Below are 19,734 nucleotides of genomic sequence, written 5' to 3'. Positions count from 1 at the left end.
AAGCCCGCTCCCACATTTGGGACTGTGTCAGCTCAGATATTTCGACTGTTAATGGCCCTGCGTAACGCCACCAGCCACTTCACCAGTTCCTGCGGATCAATCGGTTTTGCCTCGTTCATCGCTCATTCCCTCGCCTGTTGGTTGGCCGTCAGTCTGGCCACGTACCGCCTATCCCTGAAGTGCAGCTCCGATAAAAAGACCCTTCCTACTTCCCCGGGAACAGTAGCTGTCATCCATCTGCACCGCGAATCCGCAGGTTATCTATTTGGGTGATATCAATATGCTATTTCGGTATTTAAATTTTGCTTTTTATACCTTTAAAGTCGGCGCTACCCGGCGTTACCCACGCTGGACCGGACCGCACCAACGCCGCTTTACCCCTGCGGCGTCAGGGATTTCAGATGACCTTCGATTACGCATTTATCCTCAGCACGCTGCCAGCGTTTCTCAAGGCCGTGGGCGTTACCCTGCAAGTCGGCCTGATCGCCATTGGCACCTCCATGCTGGTGGCCTTGATCAACGCCGCGCTGCTGGTGTTTCGCACGCCCTACGTGTGGCGCCTGGTGGCGCTGTACGTGGAGTTGGCGCGCAACACACCGCTGCTGATCCAACTGTTTTTCGTCTATTTCGCGTTGCCGGCCCTGGGGCTGAATATCTCCGGGTTCTGGGCGGCAATCATCACCATGACCTTTCTCGGCGGCGCCTACCTCACGGAAGTGTTGCGCGCCGGTGTCGAGGCGGTACCGCTGGCACAGATCGAATCGGGCAAGTCCATCGGGCTGTCCCACTGGCAACTGCTGCGCCATGTGATCCTGCCCCAGGCCGGGATCCTCAGCCTGCCGGCGCTGTTTGCGAACTTTATTTTCCTGCTCAAGGAAACCACGATCGTGTCGGCGGTGGCGGTGCCGGAGATTCTCTACACCACCAAAAGCTATATCGCCCTCTACTACAAAACCTACGAAATGCTCGCGGTGCTCACGTTGATCTGCGTGCTGTTATTCCTGCCGCTGTCGCTGCTGCTCAGCCGCCTTGAAAGGAGGCTCCAGCATGGCCAGTTCGGGTCTTGAATTACTCTGGGTGTCCTTGCCGCAACTGGGCAAGGGCGCGGCGCAAACCCTGTCGATCTCGTTCTTGAGCATCGCCTTCAGCACCGTCGGCGGCGTGGTGTATGGCGTACTGCGCACGTTGAATTCGAAAGCGATCAACCTGGTGCTGCGGATTTACCTGGAGCTGTTCCGTGCCATTCCGGTGTTGGTGTGGTTGTACTTGCTGTTCTTCGGCCTGCCGATTTTCTTTGGCCTGAGCATTCCGAGCTTCTGGTGCGCCGTGCTGGTGTTGTCGCTGTGGGGCGCCAGTGAAGTCGGCGAAGTGGTGCGCGGTGCGTTGCATTCGTTGCCCCGTGGCCAGCGTGAAGCCGGCCTGTCGATTGGCCTGTCGGACCCGCAACTGTACGGCTACGTGCTGTTGCCCCAGGCCCTGAAACGCATGACCCCGCCGACCATCAACGTCTACACCCGCATCATCAAGACCAGCTCCCTGGCGGTGCTGATCGGTGTGGTGGACGTGATCAAGGTCGGCCAGCAAATCATCGAGCGCACCTACGAGTCGGTGTTGATCTACGGCGCGCTGTTCCTGTTTTTCTTCTTTATCTGCTACCCGTTGTCGGCCGCCTCCAAGGTGCTGGAACGGCGCTGGGCCCAAGCATGAGCGCATTGATCGAGTTCCAGGGATTCAACAAGTTTTTCGGCGACCAGCAGGTGCTCGACGGCATCGACCTGAGTGTGCAAAGCGGCGAAGTGGTGGTGATCCTCGGCCCCAGCGGTTGCGGCAAAAGCACCTTGCTGCGGTGCCTCAATGGCCTGGAAGTGGCCCACAGCGGTAGCCTGCGTTTTGCGGGCAAGGAGCTGCTGGACAAGGCCACCGACTGGCGCCAGGTGCGCCAGGACGTGGGCATGGTGTTCCAGAGTTATCACCTGTTCCCGCACATGAGCGTGCTCGACAACCTCCTGCTCGGCCCGCTGAAAGTGCAAAAACGCGAACCCCGCGAAGCCCGGGCCCAGGCTGAAAAACTGCTGGAACGGGTGGGCCTCTCCGACAAACGCGACGCCTACCCGCGCCAGCTGTCGGGCGGCCAGCAGCAACGCATCGCCATCGTCCGCTCGTTGTGCATGAACCCGCAGGTCATGCTGTTTGACGAAGTCACCGCCGCCCTCGACCCGGAGATGGTCAAGGAAGTACTGGAAGTGATCCAGGGCCTGGCCCGGGACGGCATGACCCTGCTGATCGTCACCCATGAAATGGCCTTCGCCCGCGCCGTCGCCGACCGCGTGGTGTTCATGGAGGCCGGCCGCATCCTCGAACAAAACACCCCCGAGGCATTCTTTACGAACCCGCAAACCGCACGCGCGCAGCAGTTCCTGGAGAAGTTCTCCTTCGTTTCAACACTGCCCAAAAGAACCAAGGAACTGGAGCTGTCATGAAAACTGCCAAGTTGTTATTCCCCCTGTTCGGCCTCGCTTTGCTGGCCGGCTGCAATAAGTCCGAAGAGCCCGCCAAGACGGCTGCCGCTGCCACCCCGGCACCCGCTGCAGTGAGCTACATCGACAAGATCAAGGCGCGGGACAAGCTGATCGTCGGCGTATTCACCGACAAGCCGCCGTTTGGTTTCGTGGATGAGTCCGGCCGCTATGTCGGCTTCGATACCGACATCGGCCGCCGTTTCGCCAAGGACCTGCTAGGCGACGAGAACAAGGTTGAATTCGTCGCCGTAGAGCCGGCGAGCCGCATTCCGTTCCTGCAAAGCGACAAGGTCGACCTGATCCTCGCCAACATGACGGTGACGCCGGAGCGCAAGGAAGCGGTGGACTTCACCAACCCGAACCTGAAAGTCGCGGTGCAGGCCCTGGTGCCGCAGGACAGCTCGGTGAAGAGCCTGGACGACCTGGCGACCCGCACCACCATCGTCACCACCGGCACCACCGCGGATATCTGGCTGACCAAGAACCACCCGGACTGGAAACTGCTGAAGTTCGAGAAAAACTCCGAGTCGCTGCAAGCGTTGTCGGCGGGCCGTGGTGATGCCTATGCCCAGGACAACCTGGTGTTGTTCAGCTGGGCCAAGCAGAACCCGGGCTATCGCGTGCTGGAGCAGAAACTGGGGGATGAAGCGCCGATTGCGCCGGCGGTGAAGAAGGGCAACATCGAATTGCGGGATTGGGTGAATGCCGAGCTGGCGAAGTTGGGCGAAGAGAAGTATTTGCTCAAGCTGTATGACCAGTATGTTCGCAAGGAACTGAGCGATGACACCAAGCCTGAGAGTGTGATTGTTGAAGGCGGGAAGTGGCAGGGTTGACCCGTCAATGATCGTTCCCACGCTCCGCGTGGGAATGCCGCCTTGGACGCTCCGCGTCTGCTGCTGGGACGCGGAGCGTCCCGTGATGCGTTCCCACGCAGAGCGTGGGAACGATCATCAGCTGGGCCAATGCCACGCCGGCTCATCCAGCACCCGCTGCCCCACCACCTGCGTCTGCCCCATCACCTTCTCCAGCACGATCGAATTACACCCTTCATCCTGCTGCAACGCCGCAATCAAGCGGCTGGCATGGGACACCACCCACACCTGACACTGCTGCGACACCTGAATGATCAGCCGCGCCAACGCCGGCAAAAGATCCGGGTGCAAGCTGGTTTCCGGTTCGTTCAATACCATCATCGTCGGTGGCCTCGGCGTCAGCAGCGCCGCCACCAGCAGCAAGTAGCGCAAGGTCCCGTCCGACAGCTCCGCCGCCGATAACGGCCGCAGCAACCCTTCCTGATAAAACTCGATGGCAAAACGGCCGCCCTGCAATGGCTCGATATTCAACCGCGCGCCGGGAAACGCATCGCTGATCGCCCGCTGCAAGGCGTCCGGGTCGCCAATCTCGCGAATGGTCTGCAACGCCGCTGCCAAATCCCGACCGTCGTGATGCAGCACCGGCGTGCGCGTGCCCAGTTGCGGCTGGCGCACCGGGGCGTCGACGTCGCTGCGAAAATGATCATAAAAGCGCCAGCCGCGAATGCTTTCGCGCAGCAGCAATACCTCCGGCGAACCCCGCAGGCTGCCGACCTGATCGAACAGGCTGTGGTAGTTCGGCGTGTGCTGGGCCAGTACATCCCAGGCGCGGCCATCGCGGGCACGTACCATCGGGCCGGAGCGCTGCACCAGCAGGCTCGCCGGGCGAAATACATGCCCGGCCCAGATGCATTCTTTCTTGATCTCCGGGTCCAGGGAAAAATAGGACAAGGTTTTCTCGGGCAACCCCAGGGAAATCGCATAGCTGAAATCCTCTGCGGCAAACCCCAAGCGCAAGCGCTTGGCGCCCTGGCGCACGATGGGCTCCACCGCCACTTCACCACTGAGCATGCGCCGGCTGATGCTTTCCGGCCCGGCCCAGAAGGTTGAATCCAGCCCACCCTCGCGGGCCAGTGCGTTGATCACGCCGCCCTGGGCCGTCTCCGCCAGCAGCCGCAGGGCGCGGTACAGGTTGGACTTGCCGCTGCCATTGGGGCCGGTAATCAGGTTCAACCGATCCAGCGGCACCACCAATTTGTTGATCGAGCGGTAATTGGCCACCGCGAGGGTCTTGAGCATGAGAAAAATTATCGGTTTGGGAACCCCTGGAGTATGGGATTCTCCATGCAGATAAGGAACCCTGTTCTAAGCTCACAGTCGCATAGACACTGGCACGTCGGCATCACGCAAAAGGAGCCTGCATGGGCGGTCACAAACTCACATTTATCCTCGGCCTTGGCCTGCTGGCGCTGCTGAGCGGTTGCGGCCAGGAAAAAGCCGAACCCAAGGAACATTCCCGGGTGTTTGTGCAGACGGTGAAGTCCACCGACTTTGCCGCTGCCGTGACCTTGACCGGCGATATCCAGGCCCGGGTGCAGACCGATCTGTCGTTCCGCGTCGGCGGCAAGATCATCCAGCGCATGGTGGATGTCGGCGACCGCGTCAGCGCCAAGCAGGTGCTGGCCAAGCTCGATCCGAAAGATTTGCAGACCAACGTCGACTCCGCCCAGGCCCAGGTGGTCGCCGAGCAGGCGCGGGTCAAACAGACCGCCGCCGCGTTTGTGCGCCAGGAAAAACTCTTGCCCAAGGGCTACACCAGCCGCAGCGAATACGACTCCGCCCAGGCCGCGTTGCGCAGCAGCCAGAGTGCGCTGACCGCCGCCCAGGCGCAGTTGGCCAATGCCCGCGAGCAGTTGGGCTACACCTCGCTGGTCGCCGACGCGCCGGGCATCATCACCGCCCGCCAGGCCGAGGTGGGCCAGGTGGTGCAGGCCACCGTGCCGATTTTCAGCCTGGCCCGGGATGGCGAGCGCGACGCGGTGTTCAACGTCTATGAATCGCTGCTGGTGGAGCCGCCGCCGGACAAGCCGATTACCGTCAGCCTGCTGGAAAACCCGCAGATCACCGCCGTGGGCAAGGTGCGCGAAGTCACCCCGGCCGTTGCCGCCAATACCGGCACGGTGCAAGTCAAAATCGCCCTCGACGCGCTGCCCAAGGGCATGCAACTGGGCTCGGTGGTCAGCGCCACCGCCAACGGGCCGGCCAAGGCCAGCATCGAATTGCCGTGGGCTGCCTTGACCAAAGACATCAGTGCGCCGGCTGTCTGGCTGGTGGACGACGACGGCAAGGCGCAACTGCACAAGGTCACGGTCGCGCGTTATCTCACCGGCAAGGTGATCATCAGCGACGGCCTCAAGGGCGGCGAAAAAGTCGTGGTGGCCGGCGGGCAATTGCTGCACCCCGGCATGATCGTGGAAATCGCCCAGCCGCCGGATCAGGCCCAGGCCCAGGGAGTGCAGCCATGAAGCAGTTGACGTGTGTTCTCGCCGCCAGCCTGCTCTTGATGGCGTGTTCCAAGGAAGAACCGGCACCGGAACCGGTGCGCCCGGTGCTGTCGATTGAAGTGAAAGCCGAAGACCAGGAAAACCTCGGCCGCTTCGCCGGAACGATCCAGGCCCGCTACGAAAGCAATCTCGGTTTCCGTGTGCCAGGCCGTATCGCCCGGCGCGCGGTCGACGTGGGCGCTGAAGTGCAGCAGGGCGCGTTGCTCGCCGTGCTCGACCCCACCGATCAACAGAACCAGTTGCGCGCCGCCCAGGGCGACCTAGCCCGGGTCCAGGCACAGTGGATCAACGCCCAGGCCAATGCCCGCCGCCAGCAGGAACTGTTCAACCGTGGCGTCGGCGCCCAGGCCCAACTGGACATCGCCCAGACCGACTTGAAAACCACCCAGGCTTCCCTGGATCAGGCCAGGGCCTCGGTCAACCAGGCCAAGGACCAGCTCAACTACGCCGAACTGCGCACCGACCATGCAGGCATCGTCACCGCCTGGAATGCCGAGGCCGGCCAGGTGGTCAGCGCCGGGCAGCAAGTGGTGACCCTGGCACGACCGGACATCAAGGAAGCCGTCATCGACTTGCCCGCCGGCCTCGCCGAGCGCCTGCCGCCGGATGTGGTGTTCCTGGTCGCCGGGCAGATGGACCCCACGGTCAGCACCACCGCCACCGTGCGCGAGATCGAACCCCAGGCCCAAAGCGCCACGCGCACCCGTCGCGCCCGCCTGACCCTGGCGGAAACACCGCCCGCGTTCCGCCTTGGCACCGCCATCAGCGTGACCCTGAGTTCAGCCATCGCTCCGCGTATCGAACTGCCCCTCAGCGCCTTGCAGGAAGCCGACGGCAAGACCCGCATCTGGGTGATCGACACCCAAAGCCAGACCGTACAGCCCCGTGACGTCAGCATCGTCAGCCGCGACGCCGACAGCGCCTTGCTCAACGCCGGCGTCAAACCCGGCGAGCGGGTGGTGAGTGCCGGCGTGAACAGCCTGAAGCCCGGGCAAAAAGTCAAAATCGACGAGGACAGCCCGCGATGAAAGGGAGCTTCAACTTATCCGACTGGGCCCTCAAGCATCAGTCCTTCGTCTGGTACCTGATGTTCGTCGCGCTGCTGATGGGCGTGTTCTCGTACATGAACCTCGGTCGCGAGGAAGACCCGTCGTTCACCATCAAGACCATGGTGATCCAGACCCGCTGGCCGGGCGCGACCCAGGAAGAAACCCTCAAGCAGGTCACCGACCGCATCGAGAAAAAACTCGAAGAGCTGGACTCCCTCGACTACGTGAAGAGCTACACCCGGCCCGGCGAGTCCACGGTGTTCGTGTTCCTGCGGGACACCACCAGCGCCAAGGACATCCCGCAGATCTGGTACCAGGTCCGCAAGAAGATCGACGATATTCGCGGCAGCTTCCCCCAAGGCTTGCAGGGGCCGGCGTTCAACGACGAGTTCGGGGATGTGTTCGGCTCGGTGTACGCATTTACCGCCGACGGCCTGTCGATGCGCCAGCTGCGCGATTACGTGGAGCAGGTGCGCGCCGAAATTCGTTCGGTACCGGGGCTGGGCAAGGTCGAGATGATCGGCCAGCAGGACGAAGTGATTTACCTGAATTTCTCCACCCGCAAACTCGCAGCGCTGGGGATCGATCAGCGCCAGGTGGTGCAGAGCCTGCAATCGCAGAACGCGGTGACCCCGGCTGGGGTGATCGAGGCCGGGCCGGAGCGGATTTCGGTGCGCACCTCCGGGCAGTTCGCCTCGGAGAAGGACCTGGCCAACGTCAACCTGCGGCTCAATGACCGTTTCTATCGGCTGGCCGACGTGGCGGAAATCACCCGTGGCTATGTCGACCCGTCGACGCCGATGTTCCGCTTCAACGGCAAACCCGCCATCGGCTTGGCCATCGCCATGCAGAAGGGCGGCAACATCCAGGACTTCGGCAAGGCCCTGCACAAACGCATGGACGACCTGACCGCCGACCTGCCGGTGGGTGTGGGCGTGCACAAGGTTTCCGACCAGGCCGAAGTGGTGGAGGAGGCCGTTGGCGGCTTTACCAGCGCGTTGTTCGAGGCGGTGATCATCGTGCTGGTGGTGAGCTTTATCAGCCTCGGCGTGCGTGCCGGGTTGGTGGTGGCGTGCTCGATCCCGCTGGTGCTGGCGCTGGTGTTCGTGTTCATGGAGTACAGCGGCATCACCATGCAGCGGGTGTCGCTGGGCGCGTTGATCATCGCCCTCGGCCTGTTGGTGGACGACGCGATGATCACCGTGGAGATGATGATCACGCGCCTGGAAAAAGGCGAGACCAAGGAGCAGGCGGCGACGTTCGCCTACACCTCCACCGCGTTCCCGATGTTGACCGGCACGCTGGTGACCGTCGCCGGGTTTGTGCCGATTGGCCTCAACGCCAGTTCGGCGGGGGAGTACACCTTCACGCTGTTCGCGGTGATTGCCGTGGCAATGCTGGTGTCGTGGGTGGTCGCGGTATTGTTCGCGCCGGTGCTCGGGGTGCATATCCTCAGCAGCAAGGTAAAACCCCACAATGCCGAGCCGGGCCGTGTGGGCCGGGCGTTCAATGGCGGCATGCTGTGGGCGATGCGTAACCGCTGGTGGGCCATTGGCATTACCGTGCTGCTGTTTGTAGCGTCGGTGTTTTCCATGCAGTTTGTGCAGAACCAGTTTTTCCCGTCCTCGGACCGTCCGGAAATTCTCGTCGACCTCAACCTGCCGCAAAACGCCTCGATCAACGAGACCCGCAAGGCCGTCGACCGTCTTGAGGCGATCATCAAGGACGACCCGGACATCGCCCGCTGGAGCACCTACATCGGCCAGGGCGCGATCCGTTTCTACCTGCCGCTGGACCAGCAACTGGAGAACCCGTACTACGCGCAACTGGTGATCGTCAGCAAGGGCCTGGAAGAGCGCGGCGCCTTGATTGCGCGCCTGCAAAAACGCCTGCGGGAAGATTTTGTCGGCGTGGGCAGCTTTGTGCAGCCACTGGAAATGGGCCCGCCGGTGGGGCGTCCGATCCAGTACCGGGTGTCTGGCAAGGACATCGACCAGGTGCGCAAACACGCGATCGAACTGGCGACCATGCTCGATAAAAATACCCACATGGGCGAGATCATCTACGACTGGAACGAGCCTGGCAAAGTCCTGCGGGTGGACATCGCCCAGGACAAGGCGCGGCAACTGGGGCTGTCGTCGGAAGACGTGGCGCAGTTGATGAACAGCGTGGTCAGCGGTGCGTCGGTGACCCAGGTGCATGACGATATCTACCTGATCAACGTGGTCGGCCGCGCCGAAGATGCCGAACGCGGTACGCCGGAAACCTTGCAGAACCTGCAGATCGTCACGCCCAACGGCACCTCGATTCCGCTGCTGGCGTTTGCCACCGTGCGCTATGAGCTTGAACAGCCGTTGGTGTGGCGTCGCGACCGCAAGCCGACCATCACCATCAAGGCGGCGGTGCGCGACGACATGCAGCCGACCGACCTGGTGAAACAGCTCAAGCCGGACATCGACAAGTTCAGTGCTGGGTTGCCGGTGGGCTACAAGGTCGCCACCGGCGGCACCGTGGAAGAAAGCGGCAAGGCCCAGGGCCCGATTGCCAAGGTAGTGCCGTTGATGCTGTTCCTGATGGCGACCTTCCTGATGATCCAGCTGCACAGCGTGCAGAAGATGTTCCTGGTGGCCAGCGTGGCGCCGCTGGGGCTGATTGGCGTGGTGTTGGCGCTGATTCCCACGGGCACGCCCATGGGCTTTGTGGCGATTCTGGGGATCCTTGCGCTGATCGGCATCATCATCCGTAACTCGGTGATCCTGGTGACGCAGATCGACGCCTACGAGCGCGACGGCTACACGCCGTGGGACGCGGTGGTGGAAGCCACCGAACACCGGCGCCGGCCGATCCTGCTGACCGCAGCAGCGGCCAGCCTGGGCATGATCCCTATCGCCCGTGAAGTGTTCTGGGGCCCGATGGCCTACGCGATGATCGGCGGGATCATCATCGCCACCTTGCTGACGCTGCTGTTCCTGCCGGCGCTGTATGTGGCCTGGTACAAGATTCGCGAGCCGAAGAAAGAACAAGCCTGACAGCCACAGCGGTGACATTCCTACACGGACGTGGGAATGTTCCCTGAAACATTTTTTTGCCCTTCGCACCCGATCAATTGTTTTACCCTCCGGGCCTGATCCTTTGCCAAGGCCTGCCCCATGCGTTGTTTCCTGCTGGTTTGTAGCTTGTTACTGTCGCCCGTGGCCCTTGCCGGCACGGTGCTGGAGAACGCCCTGTGGCGGGTTGAGATCGACCCGGCGACCCTTGCGATCCACGTTATCCCCAGCGACAAGACCGCCGTGCAGGCTTCAAGCGGAGGCCCTGCGCACAGGGTCAACCAGCTCTCCCAAAGCACCCGTCAGGCCAGTTGGCAATGGGACGATGGCGCCTATCGCCTGAGCGCCACCCTCGAGCAACGGGATCTTGCCCTGACGATTACCGCCCGTGATGCCGGTGAGTTGGCGATCCTGCGCCAACCCGCCAGCGCCATGGGCAAGGGCCTGATCTGGCCCCTGGCCGAAGGGCATTACGTGCCGGCGGGCAATGGTGTGTGGCAGGACTTCCTGCTGGAGCAGGGCGACGTCAACACCACCCAGGACCTCAGCTTGCCGCTGTGGGGCGTGGATCACGGCGCGTTTACCCTCAACTGGCTGATGACCAATCCTTACAACAACCGTCTGCACTGGCAGGCCGACGGCAAAGGACTGGCGTTGTCCGCCTTCCATGAATTCACCACGCTGGACCCCGCGGCACCGATGACCGTTCTGTTGCACCTGGGCGAAAGCGACCCGCTGGCCGGCGCCAAGCGTTATCACCAGTGGCTGGTGGAGCAGGGGCTGTTTGAACCGTTGGCGGACAAGTTGCGGCAAACCCCTGAAGCTGAAAAGCTGCTGGGCGCCAGCCATATCTACCTGTGGGGCAATGATCTGCTGGCTCCGGGGGATGTGCGCGACTGGCCGCAACTGCTCAAGCTGCTACGCAGCGGCAAAGGCTTGGCGGCTGAATTGAATGGCTTGCTGGACAAAGAGGCTGCGCAGGTTCGGCAGGTCAAGCAACCGTATGAGCAGGCTGTCCTGCTGCGCGGCCTGAACGCGGCGATCAACACAAAGGCCCGGCAAAGCTGGCAGCCCTCCACCGAGCCGAATATGACCCAACTCGCTGATGGCTATGGTGCGCTGCGTCGCGAGTTGGCCGTGGCTTTTGCGGGTGCCTTGAGCGCCACGCCTGAGACTTGGGGCAACACCTTGTCCGTCACCAACGCGCTGAAAGGCGCCGGTCTCAAGCGCCTGCTGGTGACCCAGGGCGAAGGCTGGGAAGGCGGGCTCTGGCATCCTGAGGCGGTGAAGACCGGGGTCGACGCCGGTTACTTGATGGCGCCCTACGACTCTTATGAAACGGCACTGTCGGCCACTGAAAATCCCGACTGGACCACCGCGCACCTGGGCAGCAAGGCCTATGGCGAGTGCGCGATCGTGTTGAAGGGCGGCCAGCTCAAGACAGGCTTCCAGAAGTCCGGCCACTACACCGACCCGCGCTGCGTGCGGCCGTTGCTGGAGGCGCGGATCAAGGCGGTGCAGGCCAAGTCCGGGTTCAACGCCTGGTTCCTCGACGCCTATGCCACCAGTATGTTGTTCGACAGCTATCGCACGGGTGCGAGCATGACCCAGGCACAAAATGCCGAAGGCAATATCGATGCGGCCCGCTGGATCAATACGGCGCTGAAGTTGCCGGCAGGTTCCGAGGACGGCAACGCGATCACCGCCCGAGGCATCCTGTTTGCCCACGGCATGCAAACGCCGGTGCTGGGCTGGGGTGATCGTGAGATGACCAAGGACAGGCAGTCGCCGTATTACGTCGGGGCTTGGTACCCGCCGGAACAGCCGGCGGTGTTCTTCAAGTCGGTGCCGTTGAAAGAGCCGTTTCGCACGGTCTACTTTGACCCGACGATGCGCCTGCCGCTGTATCAGGCGGTGTTCCATGGCTCGGTGATCACCACCCACCATTGGCTGTTCGACAGCCTGAAACTGAGCAACGTGCGGGCCGAAAGCGAGCTGACGCAACTGCTCTACAACGTGCCGCCGCTGTATCACCTGAGTGCGGCGACGGTGAAGCAGCGCTTGCCGGTGATTCAGCGCCAGGACGCGTTCTTCCGGCCGCTGCATGAGCGGTTGGCGACTCAGGCCATGACGGATTTTCGCTGGCTGACCGAAGATAAACAGGTGCAGCAGACCACGTTTGCCGATGGGACGCGGTTGGTGGCGAATTTTGCTGAGGGGCGTATTACGGCTTTTGTACCTGGCGCCCAGGCTGTGGTGTATCAGGTGGATGAGTGGCGGCTGTGAGTCCTTCGCGAGCAAGCCCGCTCCCACAGGGGAATGCATTCCAAAATGTGGGAGCGGGCTTGCTCGCGAAGGCGTAAGCCCAAACAACAAAGACCTACAGCTTGCGCCACACACTTGCCAGCCACGGCTGTTGTTCCCGAGGCAATCCCGCTGGCCGGTAGTAATGCTCCAACTCCATAAACCCCGCAGCCGTCAGCAATTCCTGCCAGGCCTGCAAGTCGTGATACGAGCCATACCGCGGCCCATTCCAGCCCTCCTGGTTTTCACCCCGAGGGTTTGAGCTGAACAACACTCCACCGACCTTCAACGCCCCATGCAACTGCCCAAGAATGCGCGGCAGTTCCTGCTTGGGAATATGAAACAGCACCGCATTGGCGAAGATCCCGTCGAAACGGCCGGCCGGCAAATCCAGCTTCAGGAAGTCCTGTTGCAGCACTTCACAGCCGCTGTCTTCCCGGGCCATCTGTGCAAAGCGCTCCGAACCATCGAGCCCCACTGCGATGTGGCCCATGCGGGTAAACGTCTGCAAATCCCGCCCCGGCCCGCAGCCGAAGTCCAGCACGGTAAACGGTGCGTCGCCCTGGATATGCCGCAGCAACGCATCAATGTTCTGGCTCACATCGTGATCGCGGGTGCCTTCACGAAAATCCTCGGCCACTTTGTTGTAGTGGCCAAGGGTGGTGGAGGTGATCTGGTCGAGGTCGTCGGGGGCGAGTTTCATGGCAGGTTATACCGGGCGCTGAGATGGCCCGACTATACCTCACCTCTTGTTCAGAACCCTGGCCAACCGATCGCCGCCCAACTGAATCACGGCTACCAGGATCACCAGCAGCACAATCACGGTGAGCATGATCTGCGTGTCAAAACGCTGATAGCCATAGCGATAGGCAATATCCCCCAGCCCACCGGCGCCAATTGCGCCGGCCATGGCCGAGGAGTTGATCATCGTCACCAGGGTAATCGTGAACCCGCCGACAATCCCCGGCAGCGCCTCCGGCAGCAGCACATGCCAGACGATATGCCAGCGCCGGCAACCCATGGCTTGCGCCGCTTCGATCAAGCCGTGATCGACTTCGCGCAAGCTGACTTCGGCGATCCGCGCAAAAAACGGCGTGGCCGCGATGGTCAACGGCACCACCGCCGCCCACACGCCATAGGTGGTGCCGACGATCAACCGGGTGAACGGAATCAGCGCCACCATCAAAATCAAAAACGGGATCGAGCGGAACAGGTTAACGAACGCCCCCAGCACCCGATTCAAGGCAGGCGCCTGATAGATGCCGCCCTTGTCGCTGGTCACCAGGAACACCGCCAGCGGAATCCCCACCAGCAATGCAATCAACGACGACACTCCGACCATCAACAGTGTGTCGATGGCGCCCTGCAATAAACGATCAAACCACATAGCCCAGCACCTCCACCTGTTGTGCCCAGCGCCCGGCGCGGCTGCGCAGTTCTTCGGCGGTCAGGGACGAGCCGCTCACCGCCAGCAGCAATTGCCCCAAGGCGTGGCCCTGGATGCGTTCCACACCGCCTTGCAGCAAGCGCACGCGCCCGCCGAGGGCGCTGAATAACGCAGCAAGATCGGGTTCGTCTTCGGCACTGCCAGTCAGTTGCAAGCGCAGCACCACGGCGGCGTCCTTTGAGGTCGGATTGGCCTGCAGGCGGCTTTGCAACTCTTCAGGCAGGCCATGTTGCAGCGGCGCCAGCAGGGTTTTACTGACCTCATGCTGCGGGTTGCCGAACACTTCCCACACCGGGCCTTGCTCGACCACATGGCCGTGTTCCAGCACCACCACGCGGTCGCAGATTTCGCGAATCACGGCCATTTCGTGGGTGATCAGCACGATGGTCAAGCCCAGGCGTTTGTTGATCTCCCGCAGCAGACCGAGGATGGATTGCGTGGTCTCAGGGTCGAGCGCTGAAGTGGCTTCGTCGCACAACAGAATCTGTGGGTCATGCACCAGTGAGCGGGCGATGCCCACCCGCTGTTTCTGCCCGCCGGACAGCTGCGCCGGGTAAGCCTTGTGCTTATCCTGCAAGCCGACCAATTCCAGCAGTTCACGCACCTTCTTCTCGCGCTGCTCCTTGGGCACGCCTGCGACTTTCAACGGCAGTTCGACGTTCTGCCACACAGTCTTGGCCGACATCAGGTTGAAGTGCTGGAAGATCATGCCGATGCGTCGGCGCAGGGCGACCAGGCGGTCTTCGTCGAAGTCGCCGATGTCCACCTGGTCAATCAATACCCGGCCGCTGCTCGGTTGTTCCAGGCGGTTGATGGTGCGGATCAGCGACGACTTGCCGGCGCCGCTGCGGCCGATGATGCCGAAGACTTCGCCGCGCTGGATCGCCAGGTCGATGCCTTGCAGGGCGGGCACGGATTGGCCGTCATAGGTCTTGCCCAGGTTGATAAAGCGCACGTGCGCGCGATTCAGGTCCGGGTGCAGTTCTGTCTGCTCGGCGTCCCTGGGCGGCAGGCCCAGGTCGCGCAGTTGAGAGTGGGCGGCGGTCATTTTTTATCTTCCCAGCCCACTTGGTAGAGCTTGCCAAGGGATTTATCCAACGCGGCGCGCACCACCGGCGAGTGCTGGTAGATGTCGACGAACTTGATCACCCGCGGGTCGGTTTTGCTCTTGGGCTGGACCACGAACTGGATCACGTATTCCGGATGGTCGAGGCCGTCGAACAGCAGCGCCGACTCGGCATCGAAGGTCTTGGACAGGCGGATATACGCCGGGTAGCCCTGCACCAGGTCGGCGTCGTCATAAGCGCGCACCAGTTGCACGGCCTCCACTTGCAGGATCTTGATCTTCTTCGGGTTGGTGACGATGTCTTCTTCAGTGGCCTTGTAGCCCACGCCCGGCTTGAGCGTGATCAAGCCGGCCTTGGCCAGCAGTTGCAGGCCGCGACCACTGTTGATCGGGTCGTTGGCAATCGCCACGCTGGCGCCCTGGGGCAGGTCGTTGATGCTTTTGTACTTCTTCGAATACAGCCCGACGTTATTGATGATGCCCGGCGCGTACGGCACCAGGTCAAAGCCTGCAGCGGCCTTGGCGTTTTCCAAAAACGGGATGTGCTGGAAGTAGTTCACGTCGATATCGCCGGCTGCCAGGCTGACGTTGGGTGCGATCCAGTCGGTGAATTCCACCAGTTCGACTTTCAAACCCTGTTTGCCGGCCTCTTCGACGGCGGCCTCCAGTGGAATGGCGAAGGCGGCGGTGGTGCCGACTTTCAAGGGAGCGTCAGCGGCGAATACCGCCGAGCTGAACAATCCGAGGGCGAGCGCCAGTGCTTTGACTGGGTGGCTGAGCAATGTTTTTTTCATAGTGGATTTCCAGTCATAAGGTGTGAGTGCAAACAACTCGGTCAACTGTGGGAGCGGGCTTGCTCGCGAAAGCGGTGTGTCAGTGAATGCATCCGGCGACTGATACAGCGCTTTCGCGAGCAAGCCCGCTCCCACATTTTGGTTCAGTGGCGGTAGGTGGAGCCGGTGTGTTGATCAGGTAAGTGCGCCGAGTGGTGGAAGACTTTCTCCCGCAACGTCCCGGTCTCATACGCGGTCTTGTACGAGCCCCGGCGCTGCAGCTCCGGCACCACCAGTTCGATGAAGTCGACGTAGCTTTCCGGGGTGACGATGCGCGTCAGGTTGAAGCCATCCAGGCCGGTTTCGCTGATCCATGATTCAAGTTCATCCGCCACCTGTGCCGGCGAACCCACCAGGGTGATGTAGCGCCCGCCCAGGGCGTGCTGCTCAAGCAACTTGCGCCGGGTCCAGTCATTGTTTTGCAGGTTCTTGGTCGCGGACTGGATGGCGTTGCTCTTCACGTACTGGATCGGTTCGTCGATTTCGTACTGTGAAAAATCGATCGCCGTGGATGCCGAGAAATGCGCCACGCCGGCTTCCGCACTGGCGTAGCTCAGGTACTCGGCGTGCTTGGCCCACGCAGCTTCTTCGGTGGCGCCGACAATCACGTTCAGGCCCATGAACACCTTGATATCGTCCGGGTTGCGCCCGGCTTCCACGGCGCTGGCGCGCACCTTGTCCACCTGGATCTTGGTCGAGGCCTTGTTCTGCCCGCTGATGAACACGCACTCGGCGTGGCGCCCGGCAAACAGCAGTCCACGGTCGGAGCTGCCCGCCTGGAACAGCACCGGCGTGCGTTGCGGCGACGGCTCGCACAGGTGATAACCCTCCACCTGATAGAACTCGCCCTTGTGCTCGACCTTGTGCACCTTCTCCGGCTGGGCATACACCCGCGCCTGCGGATCGTTGATCACCGCGTCGTTTTCCCAGCTGCCTTCCCAGAGTTTGTAGAGCACCTCCAGGTATTCGTCGGCCTGGTCGTAGCGCCGGTCGTGCTCGACCTGCTCGGTCAGGCCCATGGCCTTGGCGGCGCTGTCGAGGTAGCCGGTGACGATGTTCCAGCCCACCCGGCCACGGCTCAGGTGGTCGAGGGTCGACATGCGCCGGGCGAACAGATACGGCGGTTCGTAGGTGAGGTTGGCGGTCAGGCCGAAGCCAAGGTTTTTGGTCACCGCCGCCATGGCCGAGACCAGCAGCAACGGGTCGTTGACCGGCAGCTGGATCGCTTCCTTGAGCGGCACGTCCACCGAGTTCTGGTAGACGTCATACACGCCGACGATGTCGGCGATGAACAGCCCGTCGAACAGTCCGCGTTCCAGCAACTGCGCCAGTTCGGTCCAGTACTCGATGGTTTTGTACTGGGTCGAGTTGTCCCGTGGATGGGTCCACAGGCCGTGGTTGATGTGCCCGATGCAGTTCATGTTGAAGGCATTGAGCAGGATCTTTTTCTTCGTCATCAGATAGTCCCCCGCAGTGGCGGGTTTTCATCGTTGAGGTAGTAATTGCCCACGGCGTGGTACTTCCAGCGCACCGGGTCGTGCAGGGTGTGTACCCGGGCGTTGCGCCAGTGGCGGTCCAGGCCGTGTTCGGCGAGGGTCGCCTGGCTTCCGGCAAGTTCGAACAGGGTGCTGCCGGCCGCCAGGGAAATCTCGGTGCTGAGGGCGCGCACTTCGGCGACCGCGATGGATGCGGCCGCGACGGTGTCGGCATTGCTGTCGGCCTGGGCGCGGTCGAGGAATTCGCCTGAGCGTTCCAGCAGGGCTTCGGTGGCGTGCAGGCGGATGCTCAAGTGGCCGAAGCTTTTCAGGGTCAGCGGATCTTCGGTGGCCTTGTCGCTGGTGGCGTCGATCCACGGCCGGGTCTTGGTGCGCACGAAGTGCAGCGCATCCTCATAGGCAGCGCGGGCGATACCGGTGTCGATGGCGGCGTGAAGGATCTGCGCCAGCGGGCCGACAGTGGTCGGGCGTTCGAAGGCACTCTGGAACGGGATCACGTCCTGGGCCGCGACCCACACGTTATCGAACACCACCGAACCGCTGCCGGTGGTGCGCTGGCCGAAGCCGCTCCAGTCGTCGATCACGCTCAGGCCCTCGCTGTCACGGGTGACAAAGGCCAGTTGCTGCACACCGTTTTCGTCCACCACGGACGTGGGAATACGTTGGGCGTAGATCGCGCCGGTCGAGTAGAACTTGCGGCCGGTGATACGGAAACCGTCACCGTCGCGGGTGATCTTGGTGATGCGGTCGTGGGCGGTCTTGGTGCCCAGTTCTGCCAGCGCATTGCCGAAGCGCTGGCCGGCGAGCACTTCGGCGTACAGGCGTTTTTGCTGCGCCGGGCTGCCGTTCACCCGCAGCACTTCGAGGGCATAAAAATGGTTTTGCGGGATCTGCCCCAGGGACGCATCCGCCTGGGCAATCAGTGCCGTGACCTTGGCCAGGGTGACGTTGGAAACGCCGGCACCGCCGAACTCCTTGGGTACGCTGATGCCCCACAGGCCGGAGCGGGAAAACACGTCCAGCTCAGGCAAGGGCAGGCGGCGTTCACGGTCACGCAAGGCGCTGTCGCGGCGGAAGTCTTCGGCCAGGTCGCTGGCGACAATAAGGGCTTGTTCATCGCTGGTAATAACCGCGACGTGATGAGAAAGGGTCATAGGTTTCTCCAGAGGTCTGGTCGGTTAAATCCAGGAATGTCGGGCAGGTAAAGTGCCGTTGAGGTGGTAAGCGCCCACCGCGTGGTACTTCCAGCGGACCGGGTCGTGCAGGGTGTGCACCCGGGCGTTGCGCCAGTGGCGGTCGAGGTTGAATTCGGCGAGGGTCGCGCGGCTGCCGGCCAGCTCGAACAGCTTTTCGCTGGCGAGCAGGGAAATCTCGGTGGTCAGCACCTTGGCTTCGGCTACGGCAATCGAGGCGCGTGCGGCGGACTGCGCGGTGATCGGCGCGGCGCTGACTTGGTCCAGTACCTGGCCGGCCTTGCGCAGCAGGGCTTCAGCGGCGTGCAGTTCGATCTTCAGCTTGCCGATATCGGCGATCACATACAGGTCATCGCTGGCCCGTTCGACCTTGGCGTCGATCCATGGCCGCGAGCGTTCGCGTACAAAGCTGATGGTGTCGTCGATCGCGCCACGGGCGATGCCGGCGTCGATGGCCGCCTGGATCAATTGCGAGACTGCACCCTGGATGCCCGGTGTTTCGCCGAGTCGCCAGGTTTCCACCACCAGTTCGGCGTCCACCGCCACTTGATCCAGCAGCACTGTGCCGCTGGCGGTGGTGCGTTGGCCAAAGCCGGACCAGTCATCGACGATGCGCAGGCCTTCGGTGCCACGGCGCACGAACGCCATGACGACTTTGCCGTCATCGTTCAAGGCCTTGACCGCCACCCAATGGGCGAACAGCGCGCCAGTGGAGTAGAACTTCTGGCCACTGACGACGTAGCCGTCACCTTCGGCGGTGATGCGTGACTTGAGGTCCAGGGTGTTTTTGGTACCGCGTTCCGGGCCGCCGTTGCCGATGCGCCAGCCGTCCAGCACGCTCTGGAACAGCTGCTTTTTCTGGCGCTCGCTGGCCGCACCTTGCAGCACGTGCAGGATGCCGAAATGGTTCTGCGGGATTTGCCCCAGCGCCGGGTCGGCCGCGCTGATGATCGCGAACACCTCGGCCAGGGTCACGAAGGACACCTGCGGGCCGCCGTACTCACGGGGAATGGAAATACTGCCCAGGCCGCTGCGGGTGAAGTGTTCGATTTCAGCCCAGGGCAGTTTGCGTTGCTGATCGCGCCTGGCCGCTTGCAGGCGCGCGGCCTGTGCCAGCTCGTGGGCGGCGCTCAGGGCCTCGGCGTCGTTGCGCAGCACTTTGGCGGGCAACAACAGCGGGGCAGCGTCCAGATCACTCTGGGGGGGTGTTTGTGCCAAGTTAGACATCAGCGCCGCTCCTTGGCTGCACGCAATGCCCTGGCGTTACGCACCGGGGTAATTTTGACCATACCTACCTCACATCCGTTGAAAAGATAAAAAAATCAGGAATGTCCGGTGGTCCGGTGCATATACCCTAAGCGTGTTAAATTTTTTAATAAACTAACTTTTAGGAATATGCATAGA

General features: G+C 62.3%; 16 protein-coding genes. 8 read left to right on the top strand and 8 right to left on the bottom strand.

The annotated features are described in order from the left end of the window. Positions 1-401 precede the first annotated feature (401 nt). Genes HX873_RS08125 through HX873_RS08110 form a run of 4 tightly spaced genes read left to right on the top strand, consistent with a single transcriptional unit; the run spans position 402 to position 3,352 of the window. Positions 402-1,067 (top strand): amino acid ABC transporter permease, encoded by a 666-nt coding sequence (locus tag HX873_RS08125; RefSeq protein WP_003211825.1) that lies wholly within the window; start codon positions 402-404, stop codon positions 1,065-1,067. Beyond that, positions 1,048-1,707: an amino acid ABC transporter permease gene (locus HX873_RS08120; RefSeq protein WP_008435829.1), complete on the top strand. Its 660-nt coding sequence runs from the start codon at positions 1,048-1,050 to the stop codon at positions 1,705-1,707. The genes HX873_RS08125 and HX873_RS08120 overlap by 20 nt, the downstream gene beginning before the upstream one ends. Continuing rightward, complete coding sequence (locus tag HX873_RS08115; protein ID WP_003211829.1) at positions 1,704-2,480, top strand: amino acid ABC transporter ATP-binding protein; 777 nt, start codon at positions 1,704-1,706, stop codon at positions 2,478-2,480. The genes HX873_RS08120 and HX873_RS08115 overlap by 4 nt, the downstream gene beginning before the upstream one ends. Next, the gene (locus HX873_RS08110) at positions 2,477-3,352 is read left to right on the top strand and encodes a transporter substrate-binding domain-containing protein (RefSeq protein WP_008435828.1); all 876 of its coding nucleotides are present in this window, start codon (positions 2,477-2,479) and stop codon (positions 3,350-3,352) included. The genes HX873_RS08115 and HX873_RS08110 overlap by 4 nt, the downstream gene beginning before the upstream one ends. 117 nt (positions 3,353-3,469) lie before the next feature. On the opposite strand, the gene HX873_RS08105 is transcribed toward HX873_RS08110, so the two are convergent. Further along, positions 3,470-4,630 carry an AAA family ATPase gene (locus HX873_RS08105; RefSeq protein ID WP_102606019.1) on the bottom strand — a complete coding sequence of 387 codons (1,161 nt, stop codon included), beginning with the start codon at positions 4,628-4,630 and terminating at the stop codon, positions 3,470-3,472. Positions 4,631-4,752: 122 nt separating this feature from the next. Here HX873_RS08105 and HX873_RS08100 point away from each other — a divergent pair, with 122 nt between their 5' ends. The 4 genes from HX873_RS08100 to HX873_RS08085 all read left to right on the top strand — a co-directional run bounded on the left by HX873_RS08100 (position 4,753) and on the right by HX873_RS08085 (position 12,277). Then, positions 4,753-5,856, top strand: coding sequence for an efflux RND transporter periplasmic adaptor subunit (locus HX873_RS08100; protein WP_177028465.1), 1,104 nt, complete (start codon positions 4,753-4,755; stop codon positions 5,854-5,856). After that, complete coding sequence (locus tag HX873_RS08095; protein ID WP_003211833.1) at positions 5,853-6,923, top strand: efflux RND transporter periplasmic adaptor subunit; 1,071 nt, start codon at positions 5,853-5,855, stop codon at positions 6,921-6,923. Before HX873_RS08100 ends, HX873_RS08095 begins: the two co-directional genes overlap by 4 nt. After that, positions 6,920-9,973, top strand: a complete 3,054-nt coding sequence (locus tag HX873_RS08090) for an efflux RND transporter permease subunit (protein ID WP_087692737.1) — start codon at positions 6,920-6,922, stop codon at positions 9,971-9,973. The genes HX873_RS08095 and HX873_RS08090 overlap by 4 nt, the downstream gene beginning before the upstream one ends. Positions 9,974-10,093: 120 nt before the next feature. Next, positions 10,094-12,277, top strand: a complete 2,184-nt coding sequence (locus HX873_RS08085; RefSeq protein ID WP_177122555.1) for a glycoside hydrolase — start codon at positions 10,094-10,096, stop codon at positions 12,275-12,277. Between the two features lie 94 nt (positions 12,278-12,371). On the opposite strand, the gene HX873_RS08080 is transcribed toward HX873_RS08085, so the two are convergent. The 7 genes from HX873_RS08080 to HX873_RS08050 all read right to left on the bottom strand — a co-directional run bounded on the left by HX873_RS08080 (position 12,372) and on the right by HX873_RS08050 (position 19,557). Then, the gene (locus HX873_RS08080) at positions 12,372-12,998 is read right to left on the bottom strand and encodes a bifunctional 2-polyprenyl-6-hydroxyphenol methylase/3-demethylubiquinol 3-O-methyltransferase UbiG (protein WP_008435824.1); all 627 of its coding nucleotides are present in this window, start codon (positions 12,996-12,998) and stop codon (positions 12,372-12,374) included. Between the two features lie 39 nt (positions 12,999-13,037). Then, complete coding sequence (locus tag HX873_RS08075; RefSeq protein ID WP_003211840.1) at positions 13,038-13,682, bottom strand: methionine ABC transporter permease; 645 nt, start codon at positions 13,680-13,682, stop codon at positions 13,038-13,040. Continuing rightward, positions 13,672-14,790, bottom strand: a complete 1,119-nt coding sequence (locus tag HX873_RS08070) for a methionine ABC transporter ATP-binding protein (RefSeq protein WP_003211842.1) — start codon at positions 14,788-14,790, stop codon at positions 13,672-13,674. Before HX873_RS08070 ends, HX873_RS08075 begins: the two co-directional genes overlap by 11 nt. Next, complete coding sequence (locus tag HX873_RS08065; protein WP_003211844.1) at positions 14,787-15,602, bottom strand: MetQ/NlpA family ABC transporter substrate-binding protein; 816 nt, start codon at positions 15,600-15,602, stop codon at positions 14,787-14,789. Before HX873_RS08065 ends, HX873_RS08070 begins: the two co-directional genes overlap by 4 nt. Positions 15,603-15,745: 143 nt before the next feature. Continuing rightward, the gene (locus tag HX873_RS08060; RefSeq protein ID WP_177122554.1) at positions 15,746-17,098 is read right to left on the bottom strand and encodes an LLM class flavin-dependent oxidoreductase; all 1,353 of its coding nucleotides are present in this window, start codon (positions 17,096-17,098) and stop codon (positions 15,746-15,748) included. Further along, positions 17,098-18,291 (bottom strand): SfnB family sulfur acquisition oxidoreductase, encoded by a 1,194-nt coding sequence (locus tag HX873_RS08055; protein WP_003211848.1) that lies wholly within the window; start codon positions 18,289-18,291, stop codon positions 17,098-17,100. Before HX873_RS08055 ends, HX873_RS08060 begins: the two co-directional genes overlap by 1 nt. 24 nt (positions 18,292-18,315) lie before the next feature. After that, positions 18,316-19,557 (bottom strand): SfnB family sulfur acquisition oxidoreductase, encoded by a 1,242-nt coding sequence (locus HX873_RS08050; protein WP_177122553.1) that lies wholly within the window; start codon positions 19,555-19,557, stop codon positions 18,316-18,318. Positions 19,558-19,734: the final 177 nt, after the last annotated feature.

This window comes from Pseudomonas sp. P7758 (assembly GCF_013386485.1).
Classification (GTDB): Bacteria; Pseudomonadota; Gammaproteobacteria; order Pseudomonadales; family Pseudomonadaceae; genus Aquipseudomonas.
This window is presented reverse-complemented; position numbering and strand designations above follow the sequence as displayed.

Excerpts from the sequence above, each read along its gene's own strand:
- HX873_RS08105 (WP_102606019.1), bottom strand. The coding sequence starts at position 4,630 with ATGCTCAAGACCCTCGCGGTGGCCAATTACCGCTCGATCAACAAATTG.
- HX873_RS08095 (WP_003211833.1), top strand. The coding sequence starts at position 5,853 with ATGAAGCAGTTGACGTGTGTTCTCGCCGCCAGCCTGCTCTTGATGGCG.
- HX873_RS08050 (WP_177122553.1), bottom strand. The coding sequence starts at position 19,557 with ATGTCTAACTTGGCACAAACACCCCCCCAGAGTGATCTGGACGCTGCC.
- HX873_RS08090 (WP_087692737.1), top strand. The coding sequence starts at position 6,920 with ATGAAAGGGAGCTTCAACTTATCCGACTGGGCCCTCAAGCATCAGTCC.
- HX873_RS08075 (WP_003211840.1), bottom strand. The coding sequence starts at position 13,682 with ATGTGGTTTGATCGTTTATTGCAGGGCGCCATCGACACACTGTTGATG.
- HX873_RS08115 (WP_003211829.1), top strand. The coding sequence starts at position 1,704 with ATGAGCGCATTGATCGAGTTCCAGGGATTCAACAAGTTTTTCGGCGAC.
- HX873_RS08125 (WP_003211825.1), top strand. The coding sequence starts at position 402 with ATGACCTTCGATTACGCATTTATCCTCAGCACGCTGCCAGCGTTTCTC.
- HX873_RS08120 (WP_008435829.1), top strand. The coding sequence starts at position 1,048 with ATGGCCAGTTCGGGTCTTGAATTACTCTGGGTGTCCTTGCCGCAACTG.
- HX873_RS08055 (WP_003211848.1), bottom strand. The coding sequence starts at position 18,291 with ATGACCCTTTCTCATCACGTCGCGGTTATTACCAGCGATGAACAAGCC.
- HX873_RS08080 (WP_008435824.1), bottom strand. The coding sequence starts at position 12,998 with ATGAAACTCGCCCCCGACGACCTCGACCAGATCACCTCCACCACCCTT.
- HX873_RS08065 (WP_003211844.1), bottom strand. The coding sequence starts at position 15,602 with ATGAAAAAAACATTGCTCAGCCACCCAGTCAAAGCACTGGCGCTCGCC.
- HX873_RS08100 (WP_177028465.1), top strand. The coding sequence starts at position 4,753 with ATGGGCGGTCACAAACTCACATTTATCCTCGGCCTTGGCCTGCTGGCG.
- HX873_RS08060 (WP_177122554.1), bottom strand. The coding sequence starts at position 17,098 with ATGACGAAGAAAAAGATCCTGCTCAATGCCTTCAACATGAACTGCATC.
- HX873_RS08085 (WP_177122555.1), top strand. The coding sequence starts at position 10,094 with ATGCGTTGTTTCCTGCTGGTTTGTAGCTTGTTACTGTCGCCCGTGGCC.
- HX873_RS08070 (WP_003211842.1), bottom strand. The coding sequence starts at position 14,790 with ATGACCGCCGCCCACTCTCAACTGCGCGACCTGGGCCTGCCGCCCAGG.
- HX873_RS08110 (WP_008435828.1), top strand. The coding sequence starts at position 2,477 with ATGAAAACTGCCAAGTTGTTATTCCCCCTGTTCGGCCTCGCTTTGCTG.